The organism is Paenibacillus sp. FSL R5-0636, from assembly GCF_037974255.1.
GTDB classification, from domain to species: domain Bacteria; phylum Bacillota; class Bacilli; order Paenibacillales; family Paenibacillaceae; genus Paenibacillus_AQ; species Paenibacillus_AQ odorifer.
On record NZ_CP150232.1, the window covers coordinates 6,761,078 to 6,776,867 of the forward strand.

Annotated in this window: 14 protein-coding genes; 5 read left to right on the plus strand and 9 right to left on the minus strand. The window is 47.5% G+C overall.

The window, feature by feature from the left end; translation table 11 throughout:
* Nucleotides 1-18 precede the first annotated feature (18 nt).
* Nucleotides 19-1,611, plus strand: coding sequence for a histidine kinase N-terminal 7TM domain-containing protein (locus tag MKX34_RS30835; RefSeq protein ID WP_076222363.1), 1,593 nt, complete (start codon nt 19-21; stop codon nt 1,609-1,611).
* A 141-nt stretch (nt 1,612-1,752) separates the two neighbouring features.
* A complete protein-coding gene (locus MKX34_RS30840; protein WP_036682065.1) occupies nt 1,753-3,225 on the plus strand; it encodes an alpha-amylase in 1,473 nt (490 codons plus the stop codon).
* 57 nt (nt 3,226-3,282) lie between these two features.
* Here the strand turns inward: MKX34_RS30840 and mprF are convergent, their stop codons facing one another.
* From mprF to MKX34_RS30880, 8 genes are all read right to left on the minus strand, one after another.
* Nucleotides 3,283-5,949 (minus strand): bifunctional lysylphosphatidylglycerol flippase/synthetase MprF, encoded by a 2,667-nt coding sequence (gene mprF / locus MKX34_RS30845; RefSeq protein WP_076297023.1) that lies wholly within the window; start codon nt 5,947-5,949, stop codon nt 3,283-3,285.
* Between the two features lie 367 nt (nt 5,950-6,316).
* Complete coding sequence (locus MKX34_RS30850) at nt 6,317-6,667, minus strand: FlxA-like family protein (protein ID WP_076132668.1); 351 nt, start codon at nt 6,665-6,667, stop codon at nt 6,317-6,319.
* A gap of 115 nt (nt 6,668-6,782) precedes the next feature.
* Nucleotides 6,783-8,006, minus strand: a complete 1,224-nt coding sequence (locus MKX34_RS30855) for a multidrug effflux MFS transporter (RefSeq protein ID WP_036682442.1) — start codon at nt 8,004-8,006, stop codon at nt 6,783-6,785.
* A 164-nt stretch (nt 8,007-8,170) separates the two neighbouring features.
* On the minus strand, nt 8,171-8,791 hold the full coding sequence (locus MKX34_RS30860; protein ID WP_076297022.1) for an alpha/beta hydrolase: 621 nt from the start codon (nt 8,789-8,791) through the stop codon (nt 8,171-8,173).
* Entirely contained in the window at nt 8,788-9,738 is a 951-nt protein-coding gene (locus MKX34_RS30865; protein ID WP_076297021.1) for a ring-cleaving dioxygenase, read from the minus strand. The genes MKX34_RS30860 and MKX34_RS30865 overlap by 4 nt, the downstream gene beginning before the upstream one ends.
* Nucleotides 9,739-9,755: 17 nt before the next feature.
* Entirely contained in the window at nt 9,756-10,157 is a 402-nt protein-coding gene (locus tag MKX34_RS30870) for a DoxX family protein (protein WP_036682076.1), read from the minus strand.
* Nucleotides 10,158-10,272: 115 nt separating this feature from the next.
* Nucleotides 10,273-11,121 carry a neutral zinc metallopeptidase gene (locus MKX34_RS30875; RefSeq protein WP_076297020.1) on the minus strand — a complete coding sequence of 283 codons (849 nt, stop codon included), beginning with the start codon at nt 11,119-11,121 and terminating at the stop codon, nt 10,273-10,275.
* A 196-nt stretch (nt 11,122-11,317) separates the two neighbouring features.
* Nucleotides 11,318-11,788: a MarR family transcriptional regulator gene (locus MKX34_RS30880; RefSeq protein ID WP_036682080.1), complete on the minus strand. Its 471-nt coding sequence runs from the start codon at nt 11,786-11,788 to the stop codon at nt 11,318-11,320.
* A gap of 280 nt (nt 11,789-12,068) precedes the next feature.
* On the opposite strand from MKX34_RS30880, the gene MKX34_RS30885 reads away from it, so the two are divergent.
* The 3 genes from MKX34_RS30885 (at nt 12,069) to MKX34_RS30895 (ending at nt 14,594) form a co-directional block, all read left to right on the plus strand.
* Nucleotides 12,069-12,764, plus strand: coding sequence for a futalosine hydrolase (locus MKX34_RS30885; protein ID WP_081383981.1), 696 nt, complete (start codon nt 12,069-12,071; stop codon nt 12,762-12,764).
* Nucleotides 12,764-13,615 (plus strand): 1,4-dihydroxy-6-naphthoate synthase, encoded by an 852-nt coding sequence (locus MKX34_RS30890; RefSeq protein WP_076297019.1) that lies wholly within the window; start codon nt 12,764-12,766, stop codon nt 13,613-13,615. Before MKX34_RS30885 ends, MKX34_RS30890 begins: the two co-directional genes overlap by 1 nt.
* A gap of 157 nt (nt 13,616-13,772) precedes the next feature.
* Nucleotides 13,773-14,594: a class I SAM-dependent methyltransferase gene (locus MKX34_RS30895; RefSeq protein WP_076297018.1), complete on the plus strand. Its 822-nt coding sequence runs from the start codon at nt 13,773-13,775 to the stop codon at nt 14,592-14,594.
* 66 nt (nt 14,595-14,660) lie between these two features.
* Here the strand turns inward: MKX34_RS30895 and MKX34_RS30900 are convergent, their stop codons facing one another.
* Nucleotides 14,661-15,641 (minus strand): alpha/beta hydrolase, encoded by a 981-nt coding sequence (locus tag MKX34_RS30900; protein WP_076297017.1) that lies wholly within the window; start codon nt 15,639-15,641, stop codon nt 14,661-14,663.
* Between the last annotated feature and the right edge of the window lie 149 nt (nt 15,642-15,790).

Here is a 15,790-nt window from a genome sequence, read left to right on the forward strand (position 1 = left end):
GCAGGTGACAATAGACCCATGGGATCTATAATCTCGAATTATATTGTAATTGTTGCTATATCAGGTGTGCTGAGTGTCTTACTAGCCCTTTTCGCCTACTATAAAAAAACTGATTTCTTAGGAATCAGGGCTTTTGTTATAAGCTCCTTTACCTCTGCTATTTACACCTTCGGCTTCGCATTAGAGTTATCGGGGAAAACCCTGGAGGAAATCAGCTTCTGGATTAAGTTAGAATATCTGGGGATGCCCTTCATTGCGCCAGCTAGTCTAATCATGGTGATCCATTTCGTTGGGCTGGAGACGCTGTTTAAAAAAGGCATACGGGCGGCGTTATTTATCATTCCGTTCATTACAACGCTGCTGGTTTGGACCAATGATTACCATCATCTCTTCTATAAATCCATTTATTTACGGGAAAATACGCCCACCCCACTCGTTGATGTTGTGATGGGACCTTGGTATATCGTTCACGGCAGCTTTACTTTTGGCTGTCTGCTGGCAGCCATTTGCCTCATGATATGGCAGTGGAACCGGATGAAGCGGGTATACCGCAGGCAGATCATCACAATAATAATCGGGTTAAGCCTTCCAACACTTGGCTCTTTTTTGTATCTGATGGGCTTGACTCCTTACGGAATGGATCCCGTCCCGATCATTATGAGCCTGACCTCCTCCCTATATATTTGGGCTATTTTATCCCGGGGCATGTTAACGGCTGCGCCTATTGCTCGTGAGAATCTCTTCGAGAGCATGCGGGAGGGAGTGCTTGTCACCGACCGCTCGGACATGCTCGTCGATTACAATCGTGCAGCCGCGGATATGATAGAGGGGCTCAACTCCTCATCGATTGGCAAACCGCTAGCGCAATTGTTTCTTAACGCAGGCAAAGACGCCTTGTCCTATGTGATGGACGCCGAGCCGCTGTTGCGCGAAGAACGGGAAGTGGCTTGGAACAAAGCAGAGGAGGTCTGCTATTATCAAATCCGCTCCTCTCCGGTACAAAAACAAGAGGGGCACATAGCAGGACAGATGATCATGCTGATTGACGTGACTGAACGAATACTGCTTCAGGAGAAGCTGCGCCTATTGGCTACGATGGACAGCCTAACCGGTATCTATAACCGCTCCTATTTTTTGGAGCTGAGTCGAGCTCTGCTTGCCCGGTCCGCCAACCTGCGAAGTTCATTATCTATGATTTTGCTGGATGTGGACTTCTTCAAGAGCATTAATGACCGCTATGGACATCAATACGGAGATCAAGCTCTCCAGCATATTGTCCAAGTGTGCAGCAGACATCTGCGGGAGGGAGATCTCTTTGGCCGTTATGGTGGCGAGGAATTTGTGATCTGTCTGCCAGAGACGTCGCTTAAGCAAGCTGCATTGCTCTGCGAAACTATCCGCGCGGATATTGAACAAAGCACCTTATATACCGTCATCGGGCCCATTAATGTGACCGCCAGCTTTGGAGTTGTGGAGGCCCTAAGTCCAGAGGCTACTCTAGAAGAACTGCTATCTGAGGCCGACCATGCTCTGTATAGCTCTAAACGGAATGGACGCAACGCTGTGCATCTCTCCCAAAGGTCAGAAATCATTCTTTTCAAACCTGTTTAATGACAATCATGTCCCTTCCTGCGCATTCAACAACTGGCCTTATTTTTCATAGTCTGTTTTTAAGTTTAATAAGAGTTATCTGAAAAACTAATCAGAGTGTTGAGAGTAAAATTTGCTTGATGGGATATGGAGGCGTAAGAAATAATGAGGAACCATACAATGATGCAGTTTTTTGAATGGCATGTTGCTGCGGACGGGAAACACTGGGATCGCTTAAAAGAAACTGCACCCGCGCTAAAAGCCGTAGGCATTGATTCTGTTTGGGTACCTCCTGTGACAAAGGCCGTCTCCGCAGAAGATACAGGCTATGGCGTGTATGATCTATACGATCTGGGCGAATATGACCAAAAAGGTACGGTACGCACCAAATATGGCACCAAACAAGCACTGATCAACGCAATTTCGGAATGTCAAAAGAATGGCATCGCCGTTTACGTTGATTTGGTCATGAATCATAAGGCAGGCGCGGATGAAAAAGAAGTATTCCAAGTCATCGAGGTCGACCCCAATGATCGGATGAAAGAAATTTCGAAACCTTTCGAGATTGAGGGCTGGACAAAATTCACCTTCCCTGGCCGCGGGAATGAACACTCTGCCTTTAAGTGGAATCACAATCATTTTAACGGCACTGACTTTGACGCCAAAGAAGAGCGAACCGGCGTATTCCGCATAGTAGGCGAGAATAAAGCATGGAATCAGAATGTTGACGACGAGTTCGGAAACTATGATTATCTAATGTTCGCTAATATTGATTACAGCCATCCGGAAGTCAAAAAAGAAATGATCCAATGGGGAAAATGGCTGGTGGACACCCTCCACTGCAGCGGCTTCCGCTTGGATGCCATCAAACATATCAACCATGAGTTTGTTAAAGAATTCGCGGTAGAGATGTTTAATAAATGTGAGAAGGACTTCTATATCGTCGGTGAATTCTGGAATTCCGACTTAGAGTCCTGCCGACAATTTCTGAATACCGTCGATTATAAAATTGACCTCTTCGATGTATCCCTTCACTACAAGCTGCATTCAGCTTCCTTGGAGGGCAGAAACTATGATCTGACCAAAATTCTTGATGACACACTGGTGCAGACCCATCCCACCAATGCTGTAACCTTCGTTGACAATCATGATTCTCAGCCTCACGAAGCCCTGGAATCCTGGGTTGATGATTGGTTCAAGCAAAGTGCTTACGCGCTTATCCTGCTGCGACGGGATGGATATCCTGTGGTCTTTTACGGGGATTATTATGGGATCGAAGGACCAACACCTGTAGCAGGTAAAAAAGATGCGATTGACCCTCTGCTGTATACCCGCTATCACAAAGCTTATGGTGAACAGAAGGATTATTTCGATCATCCTAACACGATTGGCTGGACACGGCTCGGCGTGGAGGATATTGAACACTCCGGTTGTGCGGTGGTGATCAGTAATGGTGAGAATGGCCAGAAGAGAATGTTCGTAGGAGAACATCGCGCCGGTGAAGCATGGGTGGATTTCACCCATAACCATAAAGCCACCATAACCATTGAAAAAGATGGTTGGGCGACCTTCCCGGTCAATGGCGGCAGCGTCTCCGTCTGGGCTCTGCCGGATGCAGAAGCTGACAAGAAGTAAATCACTTGTACCTGATTAAAAAGGTGCCCAACGCCGTTTGGCGTTGGGCACCTTTTTTTAGTTATTCGCTTTATGCTCCGGATGTCGGGATACAAGCCTCACCAGATCCAGCGTTAAGACGGGTAATGTTAGGGACGCTGGATAAGCCAAGTAACGCGGCTCCCACTCTGGATTGAACTTTTCCTTGTAACGACGCAATCTGGCAAAACCGTAACCATGCCCATGCCCACCTCTATTAAACACTTGATGAGCCAGCTTCTCCTCCTTCAGAGCTCCGGGGTCCTGCCCCCCACTGGATGATAGAGGAGTGTTGCCTAGATTAAATCGCCGATACCCCTTGGACTTCGCCCATTCCAACATACAAACCAATAAATAATCTACCGTCCCGTTTGGGACATTCTTCCGCTGGCGCAACAAATCTACGGACAGGGTCAATCCTTGATCATACCCCGGGGCAATAGAAGCAAATGCCAGTATTGTACCTTTGGCGTTCCGCAGCACCGCAATGGGAGCCAGTTGCAGATAGTCGACCTTAAACCAGCCTAACGAATAACCCTTTTCCGCTCGGCCATTCAACCACTCGTCCGAAATCGCTCGCAGTTCTCTCAGCAAACTATCAGCAAGCGGCGCTTCTGTAATTTCAACAAACATGCCTTCCCGTTCAAAACGATCGCTTACACTTTGCAGATCACCTTTCTTCAGACCACTGAGTGCAATGTTATCAAGGCTTACCGCTGCCTCTTCACCCAGCTTAAAAAAGCGATAGCCCTGCTCCTGATAGACCGATAAAAAAGCAGATGAAGCTTGATAGAAAACTACAACCAGACCATACTGATCTGCAGCTTGTCTAAATTCACTGATGGCTTCATTTATTAAGCTTCTCTCTCCCAGCGGATCACCCAGCACAACGAGCTTATCCCTAACTCTGGCGAAAGCGAGCAGCACTTTATCGTTCTGAGCCCAGAAGAAGCCCTTATCACCCAAAAATAACGTATGCGTTAAGGTATTGCCTTGAACTCCATCTAGAAAATGTTTCAGCTTAGCTACATCCAAGGTCCCGAACAGCTCGTTCTCCTTATGATGGGGCCTGAGGTTTACCCACATTATGAGCAGTACCCAAGACAAGACCAATCCCCCCACTGCCGTAAATGCAACATGACTATACCGCTGCAACCATTCAGGCTGCACACCCGGAGGCAGATGCTTCAGAAATCCACGATGTACATAACAGCCCATCAGATAGTAGCTTAGTGCAATCACTGAAGTGAGGACAAACCACCGGATCGCGCTCTGCCTGCTGATTGGCGCACTAATCCGATAAAACCGCGATCTGGATATCCAAAGAATAAGCGCTACTATAAGTAGCAACAGTGCCTCTTCATAATCAAAACCCTTAGTGACTGCAAACAACGATCCAATAAACAGAAGTATGCTAGTCCATACATATGCACTATGAACCCGCAATGTAATGCCCCGCGACAATAAAATCAGCATAAAACCAATAAGTACAGACAGATGATGAGATAGCTGCATTACCGGAAACGGCAATATTTCCTCCGTAATCTTCAACCTATACAGCAATCCGGGTACTGCTGCAGATAGTAAGAGAATAAGCCCGCTAGCTAGTACCAGCTTGCCAAGAGCCCACATTCCAAGATCGCTCAGAAAGGTATACTGACCCGGCCAGCCCCAGATCTTCTGCCATTTGTTAAGAGAGGGTTCGAACCCTGGAACTGAACGATCTTGATCCTTTTTTCCTTGCAGACCAATTTCCAGTGCAGCCAGCACCAATCCGATCAACCAAGGAATGACATAATAAAACAATCGAAAGATGACAAGCACCGCCATCGCCTTATCGGTCTGGTAGCCAAGCTGTGTCAGCCCGAGCAAGGCAATAAGGTCAAATGCACCGATACCGCCGGGTGCCATACTCAAGATGCCGGCAATGGCAGCAATCGTAAATATACCAAAGATAGCTATAAAATGGACCTCATCCAAGAGATGGCTGCTGATGGTCCAAAACGTCACGCCAGCAAAGCTCCATTCTAGAAAGGAAGCACCGACGGAATTAACGACTGTAAGCCATGGTGTTCTACCTTTTCCCCGGTTAATCCATTTCGCATAAAGCGATGAGCGCTGTACAAACACAAAAACCGGCAAATAAAGCGCCATTCCCCATACTGCAAACACCAGCCAGCGATGTTCTTCCATCAAAGCCGTTGCCGGGAGTAAACCAAAGATATTCGCCCACGAAAGTAGCGATAACCCGGTAATCATAAGCGGCGACAGAAATACAATGGCGGGTGTTAGCACGGAGGTCGGCACCCCGCTTTTTTTATACAGCAGCGTCCTTAAACCAACTCCAGCCAGACCCGCAAACCCAATCAAGTTATTAAATGTATTAGCAATCCATGCATACCGAAAGGTACTCCACAGCCCTACTTTTAAACGAAAATGTGCCCGAATCAAATAATCATAAGCACTCATCACAGCTACGGAAAGAAGTGCAAAACCAATCATTTGTAAAATAGCAGACGTAGGTACTCGCCTCAGTTCACGCATTATAAGTCCTAAATGAACCTGCTTCAGCTCATGTTGCCCCTCCCAGTATACGAACGCTATGATAGCCACTGGAAAAAGAGCTCTGACCGCCCGGATCCGATAGATAGATAAGATCAGTCTTACAATTTTGAATCTTTCTAGTGTCTGTTGCTTTGAATACATGAGCCCACCTGCCTTTACCGCTGACACACGTTGTGCTAGACAATTTTTACAACTAGTCCATTATAGCAATTCTTGGAATAGAAGACCCGTGATAATCAACACCTACTCTATTAGACTGCCAGCAAATCCCTAACCCCTGCAACAGTTAAAGATTTTATAGAAAATGAGGATAAGCATAGTTAATATATTACGAAGCTGGACTGATCAATATGACGGAACTTTATTTTAGCGGTATCTTTCTAGTATTAGCCAACAATGTGATAAAAGAACATTTAAATTGTAGTCTAAACTTAAAAATACATAACAAAAAGGACATCCCTCACGGCAAAGGATGCCCTTTTTGTTATGTAACATGATTTAGTATGATTTATACACGGATATCAAATCTGCCTTGGCTATCCGTTGTTGCGTTAGCGATCTCTTGCGGGCTTGCCGCAGCAAGTGCATTGTTTGCAGGTTTGGCAGGTGCTTCTGCACTACTGCTTGCTGCGGAAGCACTGCTCTGCGACTTCTGGGAAATCTGTGCCTCGATCTGCTTGATCTGCTGCTCAATCTGTTTCGTTTTCGTTTCTTTGGTCTTCGCGTCATCCGAGCTGGCATCAATCTTGTCCAATTCGGCTTCCAGCTTCGCTTTTTGTTTCTCGAGCGCGCTGGTATCTGTAGTACTAGACGTCGAGGTGGTATACGATGTAGAACCTGAGACTGCGGATATACTCATAATCATCCCTCCCTTCCTTACCTCCAATATAATCCTTTTGCAGATAAGGAACGTTAAAACCCGCTGAAAGTTTGCTGAAAGTATTGCTCGCTTTCAAGGTTATAAGGATAAGCTGTTAGGAATTGGTGTTTCCCCGTCTGACCAACAGAAAATAAGACAGAATAGAGAGAACACCCGTACAGGCAATCACAATCGCCATCGGAAGTGCTGAGTCTACGCCCCCAAGGCCCACAAGCGGTGCTACACAGCTACCAAGCAGCAACGGTAACAGTCCGATTAAAGCCGAAGCACTGCCTGCGGCTTCTCCTTGGTCCTGCATTGCAAGTGAGAAGCTGGTTGCTCCGACAATCCCCACACTGGAGACAACAGCGAACAGACAGATTAGAATAGGGATCAGCCCTCCCCCTACCAGGATCGTAAGCAGCAGCAAGACGCCCCCCGTTGTACAGAGCAGCAACCCGCTAAGCAGCAGCTTCGTCTCACTCACCTTACCAGCTAGTCTGCCGGCGATTTGACCTGTAATAATAATCCCAATCCCGTTCACAGCAAAGATCAAACTGTATACCTGCGGAGTAACCGCAAAAATATTTTGCAAAACAAAAGATGACCCTGAGATATAAGCGAACATAGACGCTGTAACAAAACCTTGGGACAAGGCATAACCCATAAACTTGCGGTTGCCAAGTAACACCTTAAAGGTAAGCAGAGTACCCTTCAACCCGCTCTTGGAGCGCCGCTCCTTCGGCAATGTCTCAGGCAAGCGCAGGAGAATCGTCAAGCAGAAGATAATTCCGGCAGCAAATAATACGAGGAATATCCCCTGCCATGTAGTCACTCTTAAAAGCTGTCCTCCAATGACTGGAGCCAAAATCGGACCCAGACCATTAACAATCATCAATAAAGAGAAAAATTTCGTTAGTTCAGAGCCACTATACAGATCACGCACAGCCGCCCTAGAGACAACTACACCCACTGAACCAGCAAGACCTTGAATAAACCGCAAAACAATTAAAAGTCCAATCGAAGGACTAAAAGCACATAGCACTGAGGAAACGGCATAGATGAACATCCCTATAAGCAGTGGACGGCGACGTCCATATACATCACTCAGTGGTCCAGCTACTAACTGACCTGAGGCCAGTCCCAATAAAAAGAAGGTGAGACTTAGCTGCACCAAAGCAGCCGTCGTACCGAAATCGTCGACAAGTGTAGGCAGCGCCGGCAAATACATGTCAATCGACAACGGCCCAATGGTTGTAATGGAGCCCAGAATAACAGCAAGTTGCAATCTCTGCTTCCTAGAGGGTCCATCTACAGCAAGTTTATTAGCATTTTGCATTCCAATCATGATCCTTACGTCAACCTTTCTAAAGCAACCCGGGGGCCTTTTTTTGTATTCTTCATACTAACGTAAAGGAACTCAAATGATCAATCCTTTTATAAGGCCTCATTCGGGGCTAATAACTTAAAAATAACCGCCAAAAGGCGGTTATCCTAATTGTTTTATGCATTTTGAGATGTGCTAAATCCCTGCAGCCAATCTTTGGCGGCTTCGGCTTCCGCCATACTCAAGCGGTGACCTTGGTTGCCCCAATGGGTTGTAACCTCAGCGCCTGCTTTCTGCAGAATCCCCTCTAGCTCCTGAGTTTCCGTAGATGTTATTAGCGGATCATTCGTACCTGCCCCAATAAAGATAGACACCCCTTCAAGAGAAGGAAGCTCCACATTGCGTAATGGCACCATCGGATGCAACAGCACTGCCGCGCGGAAAATGTCCTTATAATGAAACAGAAGGCTACCAGCAATGTTTGCACCGTTAGAGTAACCAACCGCTACCAGATTGTTGGCATCAAACCCGTATTTTTCTGCCACTTCATCCAGAAATTGCTTAATCTCATGGGTACGGAAAACTAAGTCCGCTTCATCGAACACTCCTTCTGCCAGCCGACGGAAGAATCGTGGCATGCCATTCTCCAGCACATTGCCCCGTATACCTAGCACCGATGAATCTGGGGATAACATCTCAGCCAGCGGCAGCAAATCCTGCTCATTACCACCTGTACCATGAAACAACACTAACGTAGGTTTAGTTATATCGTTACCTTTACGGAATACATGAATCATCCCTGCTTCACCTCAATTTCTCTTACTTGAATAGGCGTTAAGTTTTCTTCGATGGCCGCGCGATGCGGCTCAAACCAGGACGGCAGCATCAACTTTTCACCCAACGCATCTGGGGCTTCATCACGGGCAAAACCTGGAGGATCTGTAGCGATCTCGAACAGGATTCCTCCTCTTTCACGGAAATAGATCGCATTAAAATACTGACGGTCTTGAACGGGTGTAGGTCTATGCCCATGACTCTGTACATGGCGCGACCATTCCAGTTGCTCTGCATCATCCTTTGCCCGCCACGCGATGTGATGAACTGTCCCTGCACCTCCCGCTCCGAGCGGAACGGGTGATGTCTTCAAATCAATAATATTACCTAGCTCCCCGTTGGTTCTATACCGAGTATATCCATCTCCGTCAGCAATTTGTTCCATGCCCAGCGTATGAACAAGTGTCTCAGCTGTTTGCAACGGATTGCTGCTATACAGCACAGCCCCGCCAAAACCTTTGATCGCGTATTTAGTAGGAATCCCACCAAAGGACCACTTACTGAGCGGGCCTTCCTCACGTTCCACCAGTTCAATCCGCAGACCGTCGTAATCGGCAAAAGCTAAATAGGGTTCCGAGATCCGACTTCCTTTTGTAACCGAAATTCCGTATTCAGCAAGGCGTTGTTCCCAGAATTGCAGAGCACCAACCGGCACTGCGTAGATCGTTACGCCAACTTGACCACTGCCGATTCTGCCTCTACGCCCTACAGGTGAAGGGAAAAATGTAATAATCGTTCCCGGAGCACCCTGCTCATTCCCAAAGTATAAATGATAGACCTCTGGAGCATCAAAATTAATCGTTTTTTTCACGAGCCGTAGGCCCAGAATCCCGGCGTAGAAATCAACATTGCGCTGAGCGTCTCCGACAAAAGCTGTAATATGGTGTATTCCTGCAGTTTGAAGTGTCATTATTATAAACTCCCTTCTTAGTTAAAAAACAATGCATCTAAAGAAATCGAACCTGGTCCCGTAAGCGCCACACCTACCGCAAATACCAGAACCGTGAGCGGAAACTCAATCCCGTTCGAAGTGGACCAGAAACCATTTGGAGCATGAACCTTAACGATTGCCCCCAGCATCGTGGCAGCGATCAACACCGCTGCAACAGGCGTTAACAGTCCTGCCGCGAACATAAATCCGCCCACCAGCTCCATAATCCCTGCTAAAATCGCCATAGTCACACCCGGTTTGATTCCGATGGACTCCATCCAGCCTCCCGTACCCTTCGGACCGTAACCTCCGAACCATCCAAATAGCTTTTGTGCACCATGTCCTATAAACGCAAGTCCAATCACCAATCTCATTAATAACAGTCCTACACTTATCATTTTTACATTCCCCTATTCCTTTGATTTAATTATCTTAACATTAAGATATTGGATAAAAAAGAGCGCCCGGCGAACCGGAATAACCTATGGGCTGCTCTCCTCTTCCCTCTTCTATCTACAACTCGGAGGCGTTAAACGTATCGCCGCCCTTAATCGTACCCGAGTTAAAACCTTTGTAGAACCAGCGCTTTCTCTGCTCTGAGGTACCGTGAGTGAAACTATCCGGCACTGCATAGCCCTGAGCCTGCTTCTGAATCGTATCATCGCCGACGGCGCTTGCAGCTGCCAGAGCTTCCTCTAAGTCGCCTTCCTCCAGCAGATTCATACCCTGAGCATGATTGGCCCAGACACCGGCGAAATAATCAGCCTGCAGCTCAAAACGAACCTGATATTTGTTGTACTCCTTCTCACTCAACGTCTGACGAAGGGAATCGAGCTGTTTCGAGGTGCCTAGTAATGTCTGTACATGATGTCCAACCTCATGGGCAATAACATAAGCCATGGCGAAGTCGCCCGGCGCATGGAAGCGTTGCTGCAACTCATCATAAAAGCTCAGATCAATATATAGTTTGGCGTCACCCGGACAGTAGAACGGACCGACTGCCGAGGTCGCTGTTCCGCAAGCAGAGTCTACACTCCCACTGTATAGCACTAAGGTGGGGTCCGTATAGGTCATTCCCTGCTGCTGAAAAATCTCACCCCAAACCTCCTCTGTGTCGGCAAGAACTACCGATACAAACTCCGCAAGCTCTTGCTCCTCTGCGGTCTGTTCATAAGGGGCCGTTGAACTGGAGCCTGTGGAAGTCAAACTTCCCAGGATATCCCCGGCATTGCCTCCACTGAGTAACGTGATGACCAGGACAAGGATAATTCCTCCGATCCCGCCACCAATCATCTTGCCGCCGCCGCTCATGCCTCTGTGGTCCTCCACGTTCGAACTCCCTCTTCTTCCCTGCCATTTCATGGCCAAGCCCCCAGTCGAAATATCAGGTAATCTTAAGTAAATGGCTACCTGGCTTCGTTAAGTTAAATATCTTATTAGTGATATACCCAAAAAAGCAGGGTTTCACTTATACTTACTGGAGTTGGGAGAATGAGGATGGAGCCGAACTACTTCCAACCTTATAGAGGCGCCTAGTTATTCGTCATGTTCGCAGCGCCTACACACCTTTGCCAAGCTTTTTCATTAATTCGATAGCCTGGACTTTCTCTTCCTTATCTAATCCACCCATCAAATCATGAATTGAGGCTACATGACGAGGGAAAATCTCATCAAACAGTTCACGGCCTGCATCCGTAATCTCCGCATAAGTAACGCGGCGATCCTCGCTACAGGGTACACGTTTCAGCAGTCCCTTTTTCTCCAACTTGTCGATATTATAGGTAATGCTTCCGCTCGTAACGAGAATTTTCTCCCCGATCTGTTGCAGCGGAATCCGCGTTCTATGGTAAAGTACTTCAAGCACCATGAATTCAGCCGAAGCCAAGCCATAACTCTTCATATCCTTCACCGCATGATCCATTAGGCTCTTATAAGCCTTAGATAAGACTACGAACAATTTCAGTGAGGCGGCTTGTTCTTCGTCAGGTGCACTCTCTGTATTACGCAGATTTACTTGTTTATCACTCATCAATTCCACCTCCACTTCAATCAAACTTGTATTCAATCCATTTATTTGTCTTTACATTAAATATCTTTAAGTTAAGATAACTATACGACTTCCCATCCTCCTTGTCAACCTCATCGCTAAAAAAGTCACTTCCGTCTAGAGACCGGTAAGTTTCCTTTGACACTTTACAGGGAGTGATAAAAATCACCCCAAGTTTGACCTGACCTATAAAAGGGCGTATTCTTGTCTTTACGAATGACTCTTTAGTAAGCGATTTCAATACCCTAAAGGAGGTGACCTGATGAGTTCGTTCAATCCAACCCCTACCGAAGAAGCTATGGAAGGGCAGGCTGGAGCACGACGCGTGCTGATCGTGACAGCCGTAGACGCGGAGCGTGACGCGGTCCTGCGCGGCCTGCAAGGCAGCGACAGGTTCCATGTTATCGCTGCCGGCGCAGGGCCGGCAGCGGCGGCGGCGGGAACCGCCGCGGCACTCGCAGCCGGTTCTTACGGCTGCGTATTGAGCGTCGGGATCGGCGGCGGATTCCCGGGGCTGGCACCTTTAGGCTCCCTGGTTGTAGCCAGCGAGATGATTGCCGCCGACCTCGGGGCCGAGACGCCGGAGGGCTTCCGCAGCGCTGCCGAGCTCGGCTTCGGCAGTGTGTCCGTGCCGGCTGACCGCGGCACGGTGCAAGCGGTTTCGGCCGCGCTGGCAGCGGCCGGGTTACCCGTAAGCACGGGCACCGTGCTTACGGTCTCGACGGCGACCGGCACCGCGGAGACGGCCGCCGCCCATCTCGCGCGGCATCCCCATGCCGTCGCGGAAGCGATGGAAGGCCACGGAGTCGCCGTGGCCGCCCAGGCGCTGGGGCTCCCGGTACTGGAGCTCCGCGCCATCTCGAACCCGGTCGGTCCCCGCGACCGGGCCGCTTGGAAGATCGGTGATGCAATGGAAGCATTAACGGCGGCAGCCGCTATATTACTGGAGGTGCTGTAATGACAACTGAGCTTAATATCGCTTTTTCCCCTTGCCCTAACGATACCTTTGTATTTCATGCCTGGGCGCACGGGCTTGTCCCGAATGCACCTAAGCTGAATGTAACCTATGCCGACATTGATATTACCAATACGCTGGCTGCTGACGGAGAAGGACCAGAAGTCCTCAAAATCTCCTACGCTGCTCTGCCTTGGGTTCTGGAGCGGTACAAACTGCTGCCATGCGGCGGCGCTTTAGGACGCGGCTGCGGCCCGCTGCTGCTTACAGCAAGTGGACCCCATGCGGTCAAACGCCCAGAAAAGCTAGCCGGACGCCGGATTGCTGTACCTAGCGAACGCTCTACGGCTTATTTGCTTTTCCGATTATGGGCAGCACAAAATGTAACTGGAGGCATCGGCGAAATAGTCGTAATGCCTTTCGATGAGATTATGCCTGCCGTACGGGATGGCCATATCGATGCAGGGCTGGTAATTCACGAAGCCCGCTTCACTTACGCCTCTTATGGTCTTAATATGCTGACTGATCTAGGCAGCTGGTGGGAAAGCGATACCGGACTGCCCATTCCTCTCGGCGCTATCATTGCCCGCCGTGATTTAGATGCCGATGCTATCACCGGCTGGATTCGCAGCTCTCTTCAGTATGCGTGGGATCATCCAACGGACTCCAGAGACTATGTGCTTAGCCATGCTCAAGAGTTGGCTCCTGAAGTGGCTAAATCCCACATCGATCTCTACGTGAATGACTTCTCGATGAATCTGGGTGATGACGGCTATGCCGCAATCTCTGCCCTGCTTAATCGTGCTGCGGCAGAAGGACTTGTGCCTGCAATTGATCCAGCACTGCTTCGTTAGCATTTACCAGATAGTTTAAAAATCCCCGGCTACACCTATAAGGTGTTCTCCGGGGATTTTATTTATTCTGCGCAACCTTCCAGCCAGCCATTATTTGGCTTATCGAACCAGTGATTATACAATAGACCTATAAACATGATCTATGAGGGAGGATCACATGATACCTGAAAAAAACAGCAAACAAAACATCGACCGCTTTCTGGGCTTTCAAAATGAATATGACCGCTACCGTCCCGAAGCCCCTGAGATGATTATCAAATTGCTAACAGATTACTTGGGTACCACCCCTTCACTCGTCGCAGATATAGGCTGCGGTACGGGTTTGTCTACTTTTCTCTGGAACGATGCCGCAGAACGCGTAATCGGTGTCGAGCCTAATCCAGATATGTTGGGAAAAGCAATCGATAAACTTAGCAGATTAGAAGCACCCCAATCAATTACTTTTGTGCAAGGCTACTCCAACCAGCTTCCGCTTGCATCAGATAGTGTAGACATAGTTACCTGCTCGCAATCATTCCACTGGATGGATCCTGAAACTACACTGCAAGAAATCTCCCGGGTCTTAAAAAAAGGCGGAGTATTTGCCGCCTACGATTGCGATTGGCCTTTATCTCTTCAGCAAAATGTAGAAGAACAATACAACCAGCTGATCTCCAAAACAGAAGAATGGCTGGCTTCGCTTTTGCCTAATGAGGAGAGAGCACATAAATGGGACAAAGAAGGCCATTTGTCACGGATCAAAGCTAGTGGGGCCTTCTCTTTTGCCAGAGAAATCGTATTCCACAACCTTGAGTCCTGCGACGCCCAGCGATATATCGGTTTAACCCTAAGTCAAGGGGGAGTGCAAACCGTAATGAAACTAGACGCTACCTTGCTTGAGCAAGATATCGCCGCTTACACCGCCGCGGTTGAACAGCATTTTCAAGGCAGAACATTAGAGGTTCTGATCAGCTACCGAATGAGAATCGGCATCAAATAATCTTCGATCACAACCAAAAAAACGCCCCGCCCCCTCATATGAGGAGTTCGGAGCGTTTTCTTCTTTTTATTTAACTTCTTCCATGAATACCCTTAGGTTCTCTACGATTTCTTTCGATTTTGAATGATGTAAGTAATGTCCGCCTTCAAATGTCATTACTTTTCCATGCACAGAATCCTTGACTTGCCCTTCATGCAGAGGAATCCAGTCTTTCACGGTAGTATTATTCGCTTGTATAAAGAAGATAATGGGAAGATTCTTGTCGAATGTTAAGCCTCTGGAGGCAACAAAGTTAGGATAAATATGTTCCATTTCATTTAAGGTAGTGGAATTGTTCATATTTTTAAGCGAAATCAATTTCATTTGTTTTTTGGTTTCATCATCAAATGGCAGTCCATCATAAGGGTCACCGCTTAATTGCAAGCCCAATCTTATGATCCCTGAATCTTTAAGCAGCTTTAATTTTTTAATTGGGAATTTAACATCCATACCGCCTTGCTCCGGAACACTACTATCAATACCCACAAAAGCACTCACTTCGTTTGGATATTTCTTCGCATATTCCAATCCGTAAATACCCCCAATCGAGTGGCCCATTAGAATGTATTGGTCAATGTTAAGATTCTGAACGGCTTCATGAATTTCACTAACGATATTCTCTGTAGTTCGTTCTTTTTTCGTTTCATCACTGAGTCCATATCCAAACGGTTCAACCGCCACCACTTTGTAGAATGGTGATAACTCATCAATCAACGGCTTGAAATCAAGCGCTGGTGCTCCTGTTCCAAAGCCTGGTATGAGCACGATCGTCTGTTTACCTTCTCCTTGAATCAAAACATTCATATTTTTCCCGTCAACAGGGACTAACTGACCATAGTGCTGTATTTTTTTCTGGTCTGTTTTGTTGCTGATCACATTAACTGTATAGACAACGGCTAGAAAAAGTACGACCACGATCACTATTGCTCCTAGTATTTTGAGCAACAGGTTACGCGGTTTATGTTTTTTCTGTCCATTCCCCGTTTTTTTGTCCGCTTGTTGTGTCACCCTCATCTTCTCCTGTCTTTAATCTGTTTATTAAGCTCTCTTAATGTTTCGCTAATGAGATCATAACTAACAAAGATGTACCCCTCATGACGGCAATATGAACTGAAAATGAACAGGTAAAAAAAATGCTACGGCAGCACAAGACAAGA